Source organism: Streptomyces cinnamoneus (genome assembly GCF_002939475.1).
Taxonomy (GTDB): domain Bacteria; phylum Actinomycetota; class Actinomycetes; order Streptomycetales; family Streptomycetaceae; genus Streptomyces; species Streptomyces cinnamoneus_A.
Window position 1 is genome coordinate 6338845 of the sequence record NZ_PKFQ01000001.1, and the last position, 16018, is coordinate 6354862.

Sequence of the window (16018 nt, forward strand, 5' to 3'; positions counted from 1 at the left end):
GCGCTGCCGGGGGAGTTGAGCGGCTGCCGCCCCGGCCCCGTCAGAACCCCGGGCCGTCCAGGCGGTCGCCGGACACGGCCAGCCTGCCCCACAGCAGATCGGTCAGATGCCGGACGAGCTGCTCGCGCGAGAACGGCCGCTCCCTCAGCCACCAGTCGCCCGCCGCGTGCATCATGCCGACGATGCCGTGGCCCCACGCCCGTGCCAGGTCCTCGCCGTCGGGGCCGAGGTCGACGCGCTCGGTGATGACCACCGCCAGCTCCTCGCCCATCCTGCGCATCAGGGGCGCGGAGTGCCGCCCGACGTCGAAGCCCTGTTCCGAGGGCTGGCCCTCGTCGGCGGGGTGCATCAGGAACCGGTAGACCTGGGGCCGTGCCTCTATGGCCGTCAGGTAGTTGTCCAGCGTCGCCTCGACCCGCTCGCGCCGGGCGACGGGGGAGTCCAGCGCCGCGCGCAGCCCCGCGAGCAGGGCGTCGGTGTGCCGTGCGGCCAGGGCGCGGTAGAGGCCGCCCTTGTCCCCGAAGTGCCGGTAGAGGATCGGCTTGGTGATGCCGGCCTCGGCGGCTATCGCGTTCATCGACGCCCCCGGTCCCTCCCTCAGCACCACCCGGTCCGCCGCCTCGAGCAGTTCCCTGCGCCGCTGCTCCGCCGCCCGCTGCTGCTCGTCCCGCTGACTGGTCTCCATAAGACGTGCCTCCCCGCCCCTGTGAATCAAAACGCATGCGCAACGTAACACTCGCACCACGGACCGAATTCAGCGGGCGGGAGAGTTGACATTTTTACCAGCCAGTAACATACACTCCTGTTACCGCAAGTAACAAACGCTGGAGGGGGCATGGGGGAGTTCGCGCTGGAGCTGAACGACGACCAGAGGGCCGTCCGTGACTGGATCCACGGCTTCGCCGCCGACGTGATGCGCCCGGCGGCGGCGGAATGGGACGAACGCGAGGAGTTCCCCTGGCCGGTGGTGCAGGAGGCCGCCAGAATCGGCCTGTACTCGCTCGACTTCTACGCCCAGCAGTTCTTCGACCCCACGGGGCTCGGCGTCCCCATGACGCTGGAGGAGCTCTTCTGGGGCGACGCCGGCCTGGGCCTGGCGATCGCGGGCACCGGCCTCGCCGCCATCGGCGTCCTCACCAACGGCACCGACGAACAGATCGGCACCTGGGTGCCGCAGATGTACGGCGACGCCGGCGACGTGAAGGTCGCCGCCTTCTGTTCGTCGGAGCCCGACGCCGGCTCCGACGTCTCCGCGATGCGCACCCGGGCCGTCTACGACGAGGCCAAGGACGAGTGGGTGCTGAACGGCACCAAGACCTGGGCGACCAACGGCGGCATCGCGAACGTCCACGTCGTCGTCGCGGTCGTGGACGCCGCCCTCGGTGCCCGGGGCCATGCGTCCTTCATCGTCCCGCCGGGCACGCCCGGGCTGTCGCAGGGGCAGAAGTTCAAGAAGCACGGCATCCGCGCCTCCCACACCGCCGAGGTCGTCCTCGACGGCGTCCGCGTCCCCGGTCACTGCCTCCTCGGCGGCAAGGACCGGCTCGACGAGCGCCTGGCGCGCGCCCGCGAGCAGGCGGCAGGCAAGGGCGGCCGGGGCGGCAACGCGGCCATGGCGACCTTCGAGGCGTCCCGCCCGGCCGTCGGCGCCCAGGCGGTCGGCATCGCCCGCGCCGCCTACGAGGTGGCCCTCGACTACGCCAAGACCCGTGTGCAGTTCGGCCGGCCCATCATCGACAACCAAGGGATCGCCTTCCAGCTCGCCGACATGCGGACGAGCATCGACGCCGCCCGCCTCCTGGTCTGGCGCGCCTCCTGGATGGCTACCGCGGGCAAGCCCTTCACCGCGGCCGAGGGCTCGATGTCCAAGCTCTTCGCGGGCGAGACGGCGAAGAAGGTCACCGCCCAGGCCATGCAGATCCTCGGCGGCAACGGCTACACCCGCGAGTACCCGGTGGAGCGCATGCACCGGGATGCGGCGATCTACACCATATTCGAGGGTACGAGCGAGATCCAACGGCTCGTCATAGCGCGGACCCTGGCCGGCGTCCCCATCCGATAGGGGTGTTTCACCCCGGACCGCCCGGGAATCGCTGTGCCGGTTTGATCACTCGTCTGTCACAGGAGCCCCACAGACCCCGCGTTGGCTGAATCCATCCCCTGGCATGGCGTAAAAATGAACACGTCAAAAGCAACGCCTCACGGGGGAACCATCTTGCGCCGTCAGCTCGCCACCGCCGCCGTCGTCCTCACGCTCGCGGTCACCGCCACCGCCTGCAACGACGGCGACGGCACCGACAACAACAGTCCCGACCCCGCCGCCACGGCGGCGCAGAGCCCCGCCTCCCAGGGCCAGGGGAAGGACAAGCCCGCCCCCGGCGGGGACAGAAACGTCACCGTCGGCGGCACGATCACCGTCACGGCCAAGAACGGCGCCAAGGTCGCCGTCACCCTGAAGAACTGGGTCGACCCGGCCAAGAGCAACAACAAGTTCATGACGCCGAAGCCGGGCAAGCGCTGGGTCGCCGCCCAGCTCGAGATCTCCAACACCGGCCAGAGCGTCTACGACGACAGCCCCGCCAACGGCGTGAAGGTCCTCGACGAGGGGACGGAGCCCTGGACCCACTCCATCGGCGAGACCACCTCCGGCCCCAACATGCCGGCCACCGTCAAGCTCAAGCCGGGCGAGAAGGCCCTCGGGTACGTCGTCGTCTCGGTCCCCGAGCAGTCCAAGCCCAAGGCCGTCACCTTCGCCCCGGACTCCGGCTTCTCCAGCGACATCGCCCAGTGGGCGGTCGCCAAGTGACGGCGCGGCCGGCCCGTGGTTAAATCACGGGCACGGCCATGGGCGTCGCCGTTAAGGTGATGCCGCGACAACGCGAACGCACCTCCCGGTGCGCAGGGTCCGGCTCCTTCTTGTGGTGAAAGCGCCGGCCCCACGGAAAACCTCGGGAGGCATGGCACGGGCGGTGCCCGGTGCGCCAGACAGTCGTTACTTCCTTTCTGATGGACGAGGTTGCGGGTTCGAATCCCGTCCGCCGCATCCCGCGGCGGTAGCTCAATGGCAGAGCACGTACGTACACGACCGTCGCCTGATCTCGGGCACCGCCCTTGCCGACGCCTTCCTCCACCACGGGGGAACAATCCATGGCCCGCTTCAACACCCGTACCACCAAGCCTTCTCCGGCCTCGCCGATAGCCTCGACCGGGGAGCGCACCCGCACCCACGAGGGCGCCGCGGGCCACGTCCGCGACGCGAAGAGCGAGCTGTTCCTGCTCGCCGTCGCCAACCTCGTCGGCACCGGCGCCTTCTACGAGAAGGCCGAGGACCGCGACGACCGCTACGCCGGGCTCGTCCGGCGGCTGGCCGTCGAGGACCCCGAGTGGACCGTCGCTTTCCTCCGCTGGCTGCGCGACGGCGCCCACATGCGCACCGCGGCCCTCGTCGGCGCCGCGGAGTTCGCGGCCGAGCGCGTGCGCCGGGAACTGCCGGGCCACTCCCGGCAGGCCGTCGACGCGGTGCTCCAGCGGGCGGACGAGCCGGGCGAGATGCTCGGCTACTGGACCGCGCACCACGGCCGGGCCGTACCCAAGCCCGTCAAGCGCGGCATCGCCGACGCCGTGCGGCGGCTCTACTCGCAGCGGTCCCTGCTCAAGTACGACACCGACTCCAGGGCCTACCGCTTCGGCGACGTCCTCAGCCTCGCGCACCCCGCCCCCGACCCGGCCAAGCCCTGGCAGGCCGCGCTGTTCCGGCACGCCGTCGGCCGGCGCAGGGGACGCGACGAGGACATTCCCGAAGAGCTGGCGACCCTGCGCCGCCGTGCCGCGCTGATGCGGCTGGAGCCGGCCGAGCGCCGGGCGCTGCTGCGCCGGGACGGGGCGGCGGACGTGCTGCGTGAGGCCGGCATGACCTGGGAGGCGCTCGCCGGCTGGCTCCAGGGGCCCATGGAGGCGGCCGCCTGGGAGGCCGTCATCCCCTCCATGGGGCCGATGGCGCTCGTCCGCAACCTGCGCAACTTCGACGAGGCGGGGGTGAGCGACGAGGTCGCCGAGCGGGTGGCGGCGCGCATCGCGGACCCCGAACAGGTCACCGCCTCGCGGATGTTCCCCTTCCGCTTCTGGGCCGCCTACAAGCACACCTCGTCGCTGCGCTGGGCGCACGCGCTGGAGAAGGCCATCGGGGCCTCGCTCGCGAACGTGCCGGCGCTGCCCGGCCGGACGCTGATCCTCGTCGACCGCTCCCCGTCGATGTTCCCCGGCTACGTCTTCTCCACCCCGCACACCTCCGACATCCCCCTCGCCGAACAGGCCGCCCTCTTCGGGGCGGCCCTGGCGCTGCGGGCCGAGCGGCCCACCCTCGTCGAGTTCGGGATGCGCAGCAACGCGGTGGACGTGCCCAGGGGCGGCAGCGTGCTCAAGCTCGTCGAGCGGTTCGGCGAGATCGACGGGACGGACATCCCGCTGGCCGTACGGCGGCACTTCGCCGGGCACGACCGGATCGTGGTGGTCACCGACGAGCAGACCCGGCCGGGCTGGCTGCCCTCCAACGCCCACGCCTACGGCGGCATGCCGGAGACGATGATCGACGACCTGGTCCCGCGCGACGTGCCGGTCTACATGTGGAACATGGCCGGCTACCGCGCCGGCGCCACGCCCTCGGGCGGGGACAACCGGCACGCCTTCGGCGGCCTGACCGACGCCGCGTTCCGGATGATCCCCCTGCTGGAGGCCGGGCGTACGGCGCACTGGCCCTGGGAGGACGGCCGCCGCGGCTGAACCGCCCTCCGGGCGAGGGGCGTCAGGCGCTCAGGCCCTCGGGGGCCAGCCGCCTGACGTCGTACCGGCTGGTGATCTCGCCCCGCACGGCGGCCGCGGCGTGACCCGCGCCGACCGGCACGTCCACGATCGTCCAGCCCGTGGGCCACGGGGGCGTGCCGGGACCGCCGTTGCCCAGGTAGTCCAGGTCGGGGGAGCGGCCCAGGCCCGTGCCCAGCCCCTTGAGGTAGGCCTCCTTGCGGACCCACAGCCGGGTGAACACCGCGGGACGGCGCACCGCCGGCGCGGCCATCACCTCGCGGTGCTCCAGCGGGTGCAGCGCCTCGGCCACCCCCGCCACGGTGTGCGCGGCGGGCACCTGCTCGGTGTCCACGCCGACCGGCTGCGCGGCCACGCCGATGAGCACCAGGTTGCCGCCGTGCGACATGGAGAAGTGCGGGGCGTCCGGCGCGGTCACGGCCGGGCGGCCGTGCGGCTTGCCGCAGCACGGGCACTCCTCGCGGAAGAAGCGCACCTCGCCTGCGGGCATCCCCAGATAGGCGCCGAGGATCCGGCGCAGCGTGAGGTGCGACGCGACGTACTTCGCGCGGTCGACGGCGTGCACGAAGCCGGCCGCCTGCGCGCGCTCGCGCTCGTCGAGCGGGGACTGGTCGAGCGCGGTGCCCAGCAGCCACGGGTCGGGCATGTGCAGCAGCCAGAGGTCGAGCGTTCCTTCGGCCGGCTTGTCCACGGCGTCGGGCCAGGGGACATCGGTGGTGCTGCCAGGGCGGAGTGAGGCGGCGGGGTCCAGGTTCAGCTGCACAGGTCGCTCCGGTCTCTCGAGGACGGCCAGAACGCCGCAGCGTACAGGAGTCATATGTCTGTCACATATCAGGTCCGGCGGATACGAACATTTTCGGGCTCAATCCGTCAAGAACGGTAGCTGCATGAGCATCCGCCGTGGAGAAGCCCGGCTCCGGTGTCTCCTTGGTCTCCTGACGCCTCATCACCCCCGAGTCGGGCCGGTGGCCTTCAACCCTCGCGCAGCGCCTGGTAACAGACCACCACGGTTCGACGCACACACCACTTCCACCTGCCCCCACGGCAGGTAGGCAAGGAGATCCGACGTGGGAGAGAACCAGCCCCCTTCGCGCCGCAGCGTCCTCGCCGCGGCGACCCTCGGCGCCGCCGCCCTCACCGGGGCGGCCGGCCTCGTCACCGCACCACGCGCCCGGGCCGGCGGCCGGGGCGGCGGCGACGCGTTCGTACCGGCCGTGGTGGTCGGCACCGGATACGGCGCGGCCGTCTGCGCCCTGCGCCTCGCCGAAGCCGGCGTCGAGACGCTGATGCTGGAGATGGGCCGGCGCTGGGACGGCCCCGGCGCCGACGGCAGCGTCTTCTGCGGCATGCTCCGGCCGGACGAGCGCTCCAGCTGGTTCAAGAGCCGCACCGAGGCCCCGCTGAGCACCTTCCTCTGGCTCGACGTGGTCAACAGGAACATCCGGCCGTACGCCGGGGTGCTCGACCGCGTGCGCTTCGACGGGATGTCGGTGTACGTCGGCCGCGGCGTCGGCGGCGGCTCGCTGGTCAACGGCGGCATGGCCGTGACGCCCAGGCGGTCGTACTTCGAGGAGGTCCTCCCGCAGGTCGACGCGGGCGAGATGTACGAGCGGTACTTCCCGCGCGCCAACGCCGCGCTGAGGGTGAACCGGATCGACAAGGCGTGGTTCGAGCAGACCGAGTGGTACAAGTACGCCCGCGTCTCGCGGACCCAGGCGGCCAGGGCCGGACTCGGCACGGTCTTCGTGCCCAACGTCTACGACTTCGGCCACATGCGGCGCGAGGCGGCGGGCGAGGTGCCGAGGTCGGCGCTCGCCACCGAGGTCATCTACGGCAACAACCACGGCAAGATGAGCCTGGACAAGACCTACCTCGCCGCGGCCCTGCGCACCGGCAAGGTCACCATCCGGCCCCTGCACCGCGTGACGACCATCGAGCGCCGGCGCGACGGCACCTACCTGCTGGGCGCCGAGGAGACGGACGCCCACGGCGCCCCGCTCGGCCGCCGGGAGATCTCCTGCACCCACCTCTTCCTGGGTGCAGGCAGCCTCGGCACCACCGAACTGCTGCTGCGCGCCCGGGAGACCGGGACGCTGCCCGACCTTCCCCCGGAGATCGGCACCGGCTGGGGCCCCAACGGCAACGTCATGACCGCCCGCGCCAATCACCTCTGGAATCCCACCGGCCCCCACCAGTCGTCCATCCCCGCGCTGGGCATCGACGACTGGGACAACCCGGCCGCCCCCGTCTTCGCGGAGATCGCCCCGATACCCGCCGGCCTGGAGACCTGGGCCAGCCTCTACCTGGCCATCACCAAGAACCCCGAACGCGGCACGTTCACCTACGACAAGGCGACCGACCGGCTGGGCCTGCGCTGGACCCGCGACCAGAACGCGCCGGCCGTGCGCGCCGCCAAGTCGCTCTTCGACCGGGTCAACCGGGCCAACGGCACGATGTACCGGTACGACCTCTTCGGCGGCGGCCTCCGGAACTTCGCCGACGACTTCTGCTACCACCCCCTCGGCGGCTGCGTGCTGGGCCGGGCCACCGACCTCCACGGACGCGTCCGCGGCTACCGGAACCTCTACGTCGTGGACGGCTCGCTGATCCCGGGTTCCATCGGCGTCAACCCCTTCGTCACCATCACGGCACTCGCCGAACGGAACATCGAGCGCGTGATCGCGCAGGACGTCACCGTCTGACGCCGGGCGGCGCGGCCGGGCCGGCGAGCGGTTGCGACAATGAGCGGCGTTGTTATGACGTTCTTTCGGAAGGAAGTACCGACCATGACCGACAACTTCTCCGGTGCCGACGACAACGGACTGTGGATCCGCCGGTTCCACCCGCGGCCCGACAGCGCCGTCCGGCTGGTGTGCCTGCCGCACGCGGGCGGTTCGGCCAGCTTCTACTTCCCCGTGTCGCGGGCGATGCCCGACTTCGCCGACGTGCTCTGCGTCCAGTACCCGGGCCGCCAGGACCGCCGTGCCGAACCGCTTGTCGACAACATCCCCGACCTCGCCGACCAGGTGTACGCCGCCCTGTTGCCCTGGGCGGACCGTCCGCTGGCGCTGTTCGGCCACAGCATGGGCGCCTCGCTCGCGTTCGAGGTCGCCCGGCGCCTGGAGCGGGACAAGGGCATAGTCCCGGCCTACCTCTTCGCTTCGGGCCGCAGGGCTCCCTCCACGCACCGCGACGAGCGGGTGCACCTGCAGGACGACAACGGCCTGATCGCCGAGATGCGCCGGCTGAGCGGCACCTCCACCCAGCTCCTGGGCGACGAGGAGGTGCTGCGCATGATCCTGCCGGCCATCCGTTCCGACTACCGGGCGGCCGAGACCTACGCGTACGAGCCGGGCGAGCCGCTGACGTGCCCGGTCCTCGGCCTCGTGGGGGACGACGACCCGAAGGTGAACCTGGACGAGGCGGCGGCCTGGGCGGGCCACACGGAGGGCTCGTTCGACCTCAAGGTCTTCAAGGGCGGCCACTTCTACCTGGCGGAGCACCAGGCCGCGGTCATCAAGGAGATGGCGGACCGGCTCCGGCCGCTGGCGGGCAAGGCGTAGGCGACGGGACGGCCCCCCGCCCGGATCCACCGGGCGGGGGGCCGTCCTCCGTCATCGACGCTGTGCCGGAACCGGGCTCAGGAGTCCTGGGTGTCGCCCTTGCGGACCTGGCCGTCGTGGCCGATCCAGTCGCCGAAGGACGACGAGCCCGAGCCCGCGCCCCGGGTGCTGCTGAGCCGTCCGTCCGTGCCGAGGGCGACGACGACCGTGCGGCCCTGGGCGTCCTGCGCGAGGGCGGCCGTGGCCCGGTGCGGGACACCGCCGTCCTGCCAGGGACCCGGACGGCCGGAGCCCACCGAGAGCCGCACCCGGCCCTTGTCGTCGCGGGCCGCGATCACGGTGGTGTTCTCCACCTGCGCCAGCGCCACCCGGCCGTAGCCGCCGAAGGCCTCGCACTCGGAGGTCACCCGCCAACCGCCGCCCGCCGCCAGGTCGGCGACGACCACGCGGGAGGTGACGGGCTGGCGCATGGCCAGGCGGATGCCGCCGCCGGAGAGCGGGGTGAGGGTCAGCGGGCCGGTCGCGGCGGGCAGTCGCGTGGCCCCGGCCGGCTTCGGCGCCGCGTCGCCCGGCTCGCTGACCCAGTGGTGGACGGTCTTGGTGTCGGCGGCCACGACGTGGATCCGGCCCTGGTTGTCGAGGGCGACGTCGATGCCGTCCTCGATCCGCACGTCGCCGGCGACGGCGGGCAGCGCGGCCCAGTCCCGCCAGCCCTGGCCGCTCGCGCTGCTGCGGAAGCTCACGCCGCCGTCGAAGTTCTTCACGAAGACGTGGACCGAACCGTCCTTGTCCTCGACCGCCACGGGGTAGCCGGTCTCCATCGACCGCTCCGGGTCGGCGTCGGGCGACCCGAGGGACTCCCAGGCCGCGAACGCCGGGGTGCCGCCGTCGGGCGTCTTGCCCTCCTGCCGGGCGGTGACGATCTCGCGCCGGTGGTCCTCGCCCTTGGCGGGGAGCACGGTGCGGACGGAGAACAGCTGGAGGCTGCCGTCGGAGCGGCGCAGCACCTGCACCTGGCCCTCCAGCATCGAGCCGCCCACGGAGGCCGGCTGCGACCAGACGCCGCTGCCGGCCTTGGTCTCCGTCCAGCACTGCGCCTGGCCGTCGAGGACGGCGAAGGCGGCGAGCCGGCCGTCGGGGAGGGGCTGCACCCAGCGCTGCGTGCCGGTGGCCCGGTGGCGGAGGTTGTTCGACCAGCGGTAGTCCCTGCCGCGGTTGCCGACCTTGCGGTCCCCGCAGCCGGCCTTGTCGCCGCAGTCCTTGTCGCCCACCCAGCCGTAGGTGTCGAGGATCTTGATCTTGTGGGCCGTGGTGGCGTCGTCCAGGCTGTTCGGCAGCATGTCGACCTCGTAGCCGACGTAGGTGTCGACGGCCACCGGGCGGGAGTGCTTACGGCCCCAGAACTGCGCCAGGGCGGCCTGCGCGAAGTAGGCGGACGCCGTGTGGTCCTGGTGGTCGTAGTGGGATATGCCCTGGAGGACCGGGGGGGTGCCCGGGAACTCCGGCTGCTTCGCCCGGTGGGTGGGGTTCGGGTCGAGGGTGCGCACCACGGTCGGCTGGTAGCGCTCGAACACCGCGGTGAGCGTGTCGATGACCTGCTGGCGCGTGTACCGGTAGGCCTTCCTGACCGGACCGCCGGCCGGGACCAGCGTCGTGAGGTCGGGGGCGGCGCCCAGCCACAGGCCGCGCAGGCTTTCCTTCTTGGGGTTCTTGATGGCCCGGGCCTCGACCAGCTCCATGAAGATGAGCTGGATCTGGGGGGCGGCCTTGAGCGTCTGCAGCTCGACCTCCAGGCCCGGGAGGAGCCTCAGCGTCTCCACGGTCCAGGGGCTGAGCCAGTCGCCGGTGGCCATCTGGGCGGTCGCCTCGCGCAGGCCGTTCATCCGGGCCCGGACGAACTCGGGGCGCTTCATGGGCAGTTTGTCGTAGCCCGGCTCCGTGGAGAGCGCGTTGCGGCCGTCGGACTCGCCGCCGGTCATGCAGACCGTCAGGGTCGGGGCGCCGCTGCGTATGGACTGCTCCAGCTCCGGGTTCATGAAGAACAGGGAGTCGTCCTCGTGTGCCATGACGTGGACGACGGCCTCGGAGGTCACGGCCTTCGCGGGCCGTGCGGGAAACTCCCCGGACCCCGGCCGGCCCTTGTCCTCGGGCGCCAGCCACTGCCACGTGCCCACCGCACCGGCTCCGACGACCGCGGTGCCGCCGGCTATCTGGAGGACGCGTCGACGTGGTATTCGCCCTGGCACAGGCTGTCTCCTCTTGTCTTCTGCGCCAAGTGAGCGCGCTGGTCAACGAGAAAGAGGGGTGACGGCGACCGCTCCCCCCATGGATACAAGAGTTCGATCATATGAGCGGCAACCCGCCGTTTCCCTGCTGTTGTGTAACAGCCGTGCGTCGACCCGACATAAATTCCGAAGCGGTCGCACAACGTGAGCACAGGGAACGCAAATCATCACCGTGAGTCATGTGGTGAACACCACACGTACGGAACGGGCTCCTCCGCGCAGCGTGCCGAACGCCGATATCGCGCCAGCTCATAACCGCCTCTGCCTTCTCCCCGGCCGTGGCTAGGTTGGGCTCCGGCGCGACAACTCGGCACACCGACGATCGAGGAGTTTGCATGCCTGTCTCCACCGCACCCGGTACCAAGTGGGGCAACTGGACCGAGCTGGAGGGCACCGTCCACGCGGAGCCGTCGGCGGCCCTGAACTCCGACAACCGCGTCCAGGCGTTCGTCCGGGGCGAGGACGGTTCGCTCTGGACGATCTGGGAGACCCGGGCCCGCGGCTGGTCCGCGTGGCTGCGGCACGAGGGGGCCCGCATCGCGGGGGCGCCCAGCGCGATCCGCGGCAGGGACGGAAGGATCCGCGTCTTCTACCGCACCCCGGACCACCACCTCGAAGTCGTCGCCCAGACCGCCGTCAACACCGTTTTCGGCCCGCCGCAGCGCATCGTCACGAACGTCGGCGGCGATCCGGCGGCCACGCTCGACGCCGACGGACGGATCCACGTCTTCTTCCGGGGGACGGACGGCGCCCTGTGGTACACCCGCAACCAGAACCTGGCCTACGCGACGTACAGCGGACCGGCGTCGCTCGGCGGCGCGCTGACCGAGACGCCCTCGCCGGCTCTCGACGGCTCCGGGCGGATCGTCGTGGCCGTCCGCGGCGAGGGGGACACCCTCCACGCCGTCCAGCAGAAGGCCGCGGACTCGGCGGACGCCTGGGACGCCTTCCAGCGGCGGGCCGAGGGCGTCACCAGCCGTCCCTCGGCGATCGTCGACGCCGCCTCGCGCGTCCAGATCTTCTACCGCGGCGCCGACGGCGCGGCCTGGCGGGCCGGGCAGGGCGACGACTACGAGGGCTGGGGGAGTCCCGCCTCCCTGGGCGGCGCGATCGCCGACCGCCCCACCGCCTGCCTCGGCCAGGACGGTCGCGTCAACGTCCTCGCCAAGGGCACGGACGGCAAGCTGTGGGTCACCGTGCAGTCCGCCGGGAACGGTGCCGCCTATGACGAGTTCCAGTCGTTGGGCGGCGAGATCGGCGAAGTCGGCGCCAACCCGGTGATCATGAACCGGGTGGGGCTGCTCTACGTGTTCACCCAAGGGTCCGGCGAGGGCCGCGGGCTCTGGCTCCAGCGGCAGAACTGGGCGTGACGACTCGGCCGTCACGGGCTCGCACGCGCCGCCCCGCGGCCCGGCGGAGCCCGCGCTTCACGCCGGCCGGTCGTTGAGGATCTTCTGGAAGAGCAGGTGGTCGCGCCAGGCGCCGTCGATGTGGAGGTAGTTGCGGGCCGTGCCGATCAGTTCGAAGCCGCACTTCTCCAGCACCCGCTGGGAGGCGGTGTTGGTCAGCACGGTGCCCGCCTCGATCCGGTGCAGGCCGAGCCGCTCGTCGGCGTCCCGGCAGACGGCGAGCACGGCGGCGGTGGCCAGGCCCTTGCCCGCGTGCCCGGCGTCGACCCAGTAGCCGAGGTTGGTGCTGCGAAAGGCGTTGTGCACGATGTTGGCGAGATTGACCAGGCCCACGATCTCGCCCCGGCCGTCGGCCAGCACCCAGGGCATCATCCGCCCGGCGCGGCGCAGCGCCGCCATGTCGCGCAGCCGGTCCGCCTGGCCCTCCGTGGTGAAGAAGGTCTCGTTCCGGTTCGGTTCCCAGGGGCGCAGGTGGTCGCGGTTGCGGCGGTAGGCGCGAGCGAGGGCCGCCGCGTCGTCGGTCGCCGCGGGACGCAGGAGGACGTCCGGGGTGAGGGCGCAGTAGTCAGCGATCATCCGCCTACCGTAGACGCCCTCATACTCCGGTATGCCCTCCTGGTTGGCTCCGTGGTGTGACGCCGCGTCAGCGGCCGTCTTCCTACGTTTCCCCTCGTCACAGCACCGAACGAGGGGGAAGACCCGATCATGCGCCGCTTCAAGCGCACCCTGGTCGCCGCCGCCCTGGCGACGACCGTCATGGCGGGCACGGCGGGGTGGGCCGCCGGCGGCGAGCAGAACGCCGTCACCGGCCCGCCCCCCGGCACCGCCGCCTGGCGCGCGGACCGCTCCCTCGCCCGGCCGCTGCCGGACCCCGCCACGGCCCGGCCCGCCGAGGTCTCCCGCTTCTTCGCCACGCTCACGGAGGCCGGACGACATGACCTGACGGCACGTCACTCCTTGGTCGTGGGCAACCTGGACGGCGCCCCCGTGGCCCTGCGGTACGAGGCCAACCGGTGGGCACTGACCGCCGAGCGCGACAAGGAGCGGGCGCGCTCCACCAACTCCTCGCTGCCGTCGTACGAGCGCCGGCGGGCCCGCGAGCTCGACGAGCGCTACACGCGGCTCCTCCGCCCCGGACGGCAGATCCTCGCCTTCGACCCCCGTGGCCGGGGCCAGCTGGCCGAGGTGTACGGCGACTGGGCGACCGCCCGCCGCACGGCGGTCGTCGTGCCCGGCTCGGACACCGACCTCGCCTCCTTCGACCGGGACGGGCGCCCCGACACCCCCGCCGGGATGGCCCGCGCCCTGCGCGAGGAGATGGCCCGGCAGGCCCCGGACACCCCCGCCGCCGTGATCGCCTGGGCCGGTTACACCACCCCGGTCGGGGTCGGACTCGACGCCGCCACCGGACGCCTCGCCCAGGCCGGCGCGCCGCGCCTGGACCGCTTCCTCGCCGGCCTCGCCGCCGCGGGCACCTCCGCCCCGCCCGCGGTCTTCTGCCACAGCTACGGCTCGGTCGTCTGCGGGCTCGCCGCCCCCGAGCTGGGCTCCGCCGAGGCCGCCGACCTCGTCGTCCTGGCCAGCCCCGGCGTCCGTGCCGGCTCCGCCGCCGCCCTGCGCACCGGGGCCCGCGTCTGGGCGGTGCGCCGCAACGGCGCCGACTGGATCGGGCGGGTCCCCCACGTCCGGCTCCTGGGCCTCGGCCACGGCACGGACCCCACGTCCGCGTCGTTCGGCGCCCGGCCGGTCGCCTCGGACGGTGCCCACGGCCACAGCGGCTACTTCGCCCCCGAGACCCGGTCGCTGCACAACTTCGCCCGGATCGCGCTGGGTCGGTACGACGCCGTTCACTAGCGGACCGCCCCGCACGCCCAACTGCCAAGGTTCCTTTGCGAAAACCTCTTTGCGAAGAACTCTTGGCAGTCTACGGTGGCGCCATGACCGACCCCTCCGAGCGGACCGCCCGGCCCCCCGGGCCGGACCCGGCCACCGATGTCGTCCTGGACGCCAAGGGCCTGCGCGCCCTCGCCCATCCCGTCCGCGTGCAACTGGTCGGACTGCTGCGCCTGCACGGCCCCTCCACGGCCACCCGGCTGGCCGAACGGCTGTCGCTGGCCTCGGGGGTGACGAGCTATCACCTCCGCCAGCTCGCGGCGGCCGGCTTCGTCGAGGAGGACACCGAGCGCGGCAACGCCCGGGAACGCTGGTGGCGCGCCGTGCACCGGGCGACGTGGTTCACCGACAAGGACCTGGCCGACAGCGAGCCCGAGGCCGTGCTCGCCTATCTGCGGTCCGTCGCCGACACCCACACCCTGCGCACCCGGCTGGCGCTGGGCCAGTTCCCCTCGATGCCCCGGCCGTGGCGCGACCGGCTCGGTCTGAGCGACTGGGTCCTGCGGCTCACCCCCGAGGAGGCCCGCGAGCTCGGGGACGAGCTGCGGTCGGTCCTCTCCCGCTACCGGCAGGAACAGCTGGCCCCCCTGGACGCGGACCCCGGCCCCGAGGGGGCCGAGCGCGTCATGCTCGTCCTCCACATGCTGCCCGAACCGGCCGATCCCGACGCCGCCGTCGAGAACCGGCCGCGATGAGCGCGCGCGGACCCGCCGGCCGGGGCTTTGGTCCGCTGGCCGGCGTGCTCGCGGGCATGGCGGTCTCCCTGACCGGCACCCGCGTATCGGCGGTCGCCCTGCCGTGGTTCGTCCTGGTCAGCACGGGCAGCGCCACGCGGACCGGGCTCGTCGCCTTCTGCGAGATGGCACCCTACGTAGTGGTCCAGGCCCTCAGCGGGCCGCTCGTCGACAAGGCGGGCCCGCGCCGTGTCTCCTGGAACGCCGACCTGCTCAGCGCGGTCGCCGCGGCGTTCGTCCCCGCGCTCCACGTCCTGGGACTGCTGCCGTTCTGGCTGCTGCTCGGCCTGGTCGCGGTGATCGGGGTGGTGCGGGGGCCGGGCGACCTGGCCAAGACGGTCATGGTGCCGGAGGCCGCCGAGCGCGGCGGGTTGCCGGTGGAACGGGCCACGGGGCTCGCCGGAGTGACCGAGCGGCTGGCGTCCACGGTCGGGCCGGCGGTGGCCGGGGCACTGGTGGCGCTCGTCGGACCGCTGGCCGGGCTGGCCGTCAACGCCGCCTGCTTCGCGCTGGGTTCGCTGGTCGTCGGAGTGCTCATGCCGCGTGACGTGGGGCGCGCGACCGAGACCGGCGACGGCACGCGGCAGACGCGGGAGCCGGCCGGCTACTGGCGGCGTCTCGGCGAGGGGTTCTCCTTCCTGCGGGGTGACCGCTTGCTGCTCGGCATCACCGTCACCGTCGGCGTCACCAACCTCCTGAACACCGCCTTCTCCTCGGTCCTCCTGCCCGTGTGGGCCAAGGAGTCCGGGGGCGGTCCGGCCGTCATCGGGCTGACCGGCAGCGTGGCCGGCGTCGCCGCCGTCTGCGGCAGCCTCATAGCCGCCGCGGTCGCCCACCGGCTGCGGCGCCGGCTGGTGTTCTTCGCCGGCTTCCTGCTGGACGGCGCACCGCGGTTCCTGATCCTCGCCTGCGGGGCCCCCATGTGGGCGGTGGCGGCCGTGTTCGCCGTGAGCGGCTTCGGTGGCGGCTTCCTCAACCCCATACTCGGCGCGGTCCTCTACGAGCGGGTGCCCCGCGGCCTGCTCGGCCGCGTCAAGGCGCTGGGCTCCGCGCTGGCCTGGGCGGGCATCCCCTTCGGCGGGCTGCTCGCGGGGGCGGCGGTGACGACGGCCGGACTGGTTCCGGCGCTGGTGGCCGGCGGCGCGGCCCACGCCGTGACGATCAGCTTGTCCGGGCTGCGGCCGGAGTGGAAGGCCATGGACCGGTCGCGGCGGTCCCGCTCCACGGGCGGGGAGGAGCCACCGCGGGAGAGCGCCGAGGACGAGGCCACAGGGCGGCAGCCGGAGGCGCCGGCGGTGTCCTGATCTTGTCGGAGC

General features: G+C 72.7%; 13 protein-coding genes. 9 read left to right on the plus strand and 4 right to left on the minus strand.

The genetic code is table 11. From position 1 onward, the window contains the following. Positions 1-40 precede the first annotated feature (40 nt). A complete protein-coding gene (locus CYQ11_RS27860) occupies positions 41-685 on the minus strand; it encodes a TetR/AcrR family transcriptional regulator (RefSeq protein WP_099198652.1) in 645 nt (214 codons plus the stop codon). Positions 686-835: 150 nt separating this feature from the next. On the opposite strand from CYQ11_RS27860, the gene CYQ11_RS27865 reads away from it, so the two are divergent. The 3 genes from CYQ11_RS27865 (at position 836) to CYQ11_RS27875 (ending at position 4779) form a co-directional block, all read left to right on the plus strand. Continuing rightward, positions 836-2062: an acyl-CoA dehydrogenase family protein gene (locus CYQ11_RS27865; RefSeq protein ID WP_099198653.1), complete on the plus strand. Its 1227-nt coding sequence runs from the start codon at positions 836-838 to the stop codon at positions 2060-2062. Positions 2063-2215: 153 nt separating this feature from the next. Continuing rightward, entirely contained in the window at positions 2216-2806 is a 591-nt protein-coding gene (locus CYQ11_RS27870) for a DUF4352 domain-containing protein (RefSeq protein WP_146104753.1), read from the plus strand. A 341-nt stretch (positions 2807-3147) separates the two neighbouring features. Continuing rightward, positions 3148-4779, plus strand: coding sequence for a TROVE domain-containing protein (locus CYQ11_RS27875; protein ID WP_099198655.1), 1632 nt, complete (start codon positions 3148-3150; stop codon positions 4777-4779). Positions 4780-4801: 22 nt separating this feature from the next. Here CYQ11_RS27875 and CYQ11_RS27880 read toward each other — a convergent pair whose 3' ends face one another. Beyond that, positions 4802-5581, minus strand: coding sequence for a 4'-phosphopantetheinyl transferase family protein (locus CYQ11_RS27880; RefSeq protein WP_099198656.1), 780 nt, complete (start codon positions 5579-5581; stop codon positions 4802-4804). A 304-nt stretch (positions 5582-5885) separates the two neighbouring features. On the opposite strand from CYQ11_RS27880, the gene CYQ11_RS27885 reads away from it, so the two are divergent. Next, positions 5886-7520, plus strand: coding sequence for a GMC oxidoreductase (locus CYQ11_RS27885; RefSeq protein WP_099198657.1), 1635 nt, complete (start codon positions 5886-5888; stop codon positions 7518-7520). Between the two features lie 84 nt (positions 7521-7604). Continuing rightward, positions 7605-8381, plus strand: a complete 777-nt coding sequence (locus CYQ11_RS27890; RefSeq protein WP_099198658.1) for a thioesterase II family protein — start codon at positions 7605-7607, stop codon at positions 8379-8381. A gap of 77 nt (positions 8382-8458) precedes the next feature. Here the strand turns inward: CYQ11_RS27890 and CYQ11_RS27895 are convergent, their stop codons facing one another. Then, a complete protein-coding gene (locus CYQ11_RS27895) occupies positions 8459-10627 on the minus strand; it encodes a PIG-L family deacetylase (protein ID WP_099198659.1) in 2169 nt (722 codons plus the stop codon). Positions 10628-11001: 374 nt separating this feature from the next. Here CYQ11_RS27895 and CYQ11_RS27900 point away from each other — a divergent pair, with 374 nt between their 5' ends. Then, positions 11002-12036: a PLL family lectin gene (locus tag CYQ11_RS27900; protein ID WP_099198660.1), complete on the plus strand. Its 1035-nt coding sequence runs from the start codon at positions 11002-11004 to the stop codon at positions 12034-12036. A 57-nt stretch (positions 12037-12093) separates the two neighbouring features. On the opposite strand, the gene CYQ11_RS27905 is transcribed toward CYQ11_RS27900, so the two are convergent. Next, positions 12094-12651, minus strand: a complete 558-nt coding sequence (locus CYQ11_RS27905) for a GNAT family N-acetyltransferase (protein ID WP_099198661.1) — start codon at positions 12649-12651, stop codon at positions 12094-12096. A 129-nt stretch (positions 12652-12780) separates the two neighbouring features. On the opposite strand from CYQ11_RS27905, the gene CYQ11_RS27910 reads away from it, so the two are divergent. The 3 genes from CYQ11_RS27910 to CYQ11_RS27920 all read left to right on the plus strand — a co-directional run bounded on the left by CYQ11_RS27910 (position 12781) and on the right by CYQ11_RS27920 (position 16006). Beyond that, the gene (locus tag CYQ11_RS27910; protein ID WP_099198662.1) at positions 12781-13929 is read left to right on the plus strand and encodes an alpha/beta hydrolase; all 1149 of its coding nucleotides are present in this window, start codon (positions 12781-12783) and stop codon (positions 13927-13929) included. 83 nt (positions 13930-14012) lie between these two features. Further along, positions 14013-14663 carry an ArsR/SmtB family transcription factor gene (locus CYQ11_RS27915; protein ID WP_099198663.1) on the plus strand — a complete coding sequence of 217 codons (651 nt, stop codon included), beginning with the start codon at positions 14013-14015 and terminating at the stop codon, positions 14661-14663. Then, complete coding sequence (locus tag CYQ11_RS27920) at positions 14660-16006, plus strand: MFS transporter (RefSeq protein ID WP_181143810.1); 1347 nt, start codon at positions 14660-14662, stop codon at positions 16004-16006. The genes CYQ11_RS27915 and CYQ11_RS27920 overlap by 4 nt, the downstream gene beginning before the upstream one ends. Positions 16007-16018: the final 12 nt, after the last annotated feature.

Bases quoted from the DNA above. Each gene is read 5' to 3' on its own strand.
- CYQ11_RS27910 (WP_099198662.1), top strand. From the start codon at position 12,781: ATGCGCCGCTTCAAGCGCACCCTGGTCGCCGCCGCCCTGGCGACGACC.
- CYQ11_RS27920 (WP_181143810.1), top strand. From the start codon at position 14,660: ATGAGCGCGCGCGGACCCGCCGGCCGGGGCTTTGGTCCGCTGGCCGGC.
- CYQ11_RS27900 (WP_099198660.1), top strand. From the start codon at position 11,002: ATGCCTGTCTCCACCGCACCCGGTACCAAGTGGGGCAACTGGACCGAG.
- CYQ11_RS27915 (WP_099198663.1), top strand. From the start codon at position 14,013: ATGACCGACCCCTCCGAGCGGACCGCCCGGCCCCCCGGGCCGGACCCG.
- CYQ11_RS27860 (WP_099198652.1), bottom strand. From the start codon at position 685: ATGGAGACCAGTCAGCGGGACGAGCAGCAGCGGGCGGCGGAGCAGCGG.
- CYQ11_RS27890 (WP_099198658.1), top strand. From the start codon at position 7,605: ATGACCGACAACTTCTCCGGTGCCGACGACAACGGACTGTGGATCCGC.
- CYQ11_RS27865 (WP_099198653.1), top strand. From the start codon at position 836: ATGGGGGAGTTCGCGCTGGAGCTGAACGACGACCAGAGGGCCGTCCGT.
- CYQ11_RS27905 (WP_099198661.1), bottom strand. From the start codon at position 12,651: ATGATCGCTGACTACTGCGCCCTCACCCCGGACGTCCTCCTGCGTCCC.
- CYQ11_RS27875 (WP_099198655.1), top strand. From the start codon at position 3,148: ATGGCCCGCTTCAACACCCGTACCACCAAGCCTTCTCCGGCCTCGCCG.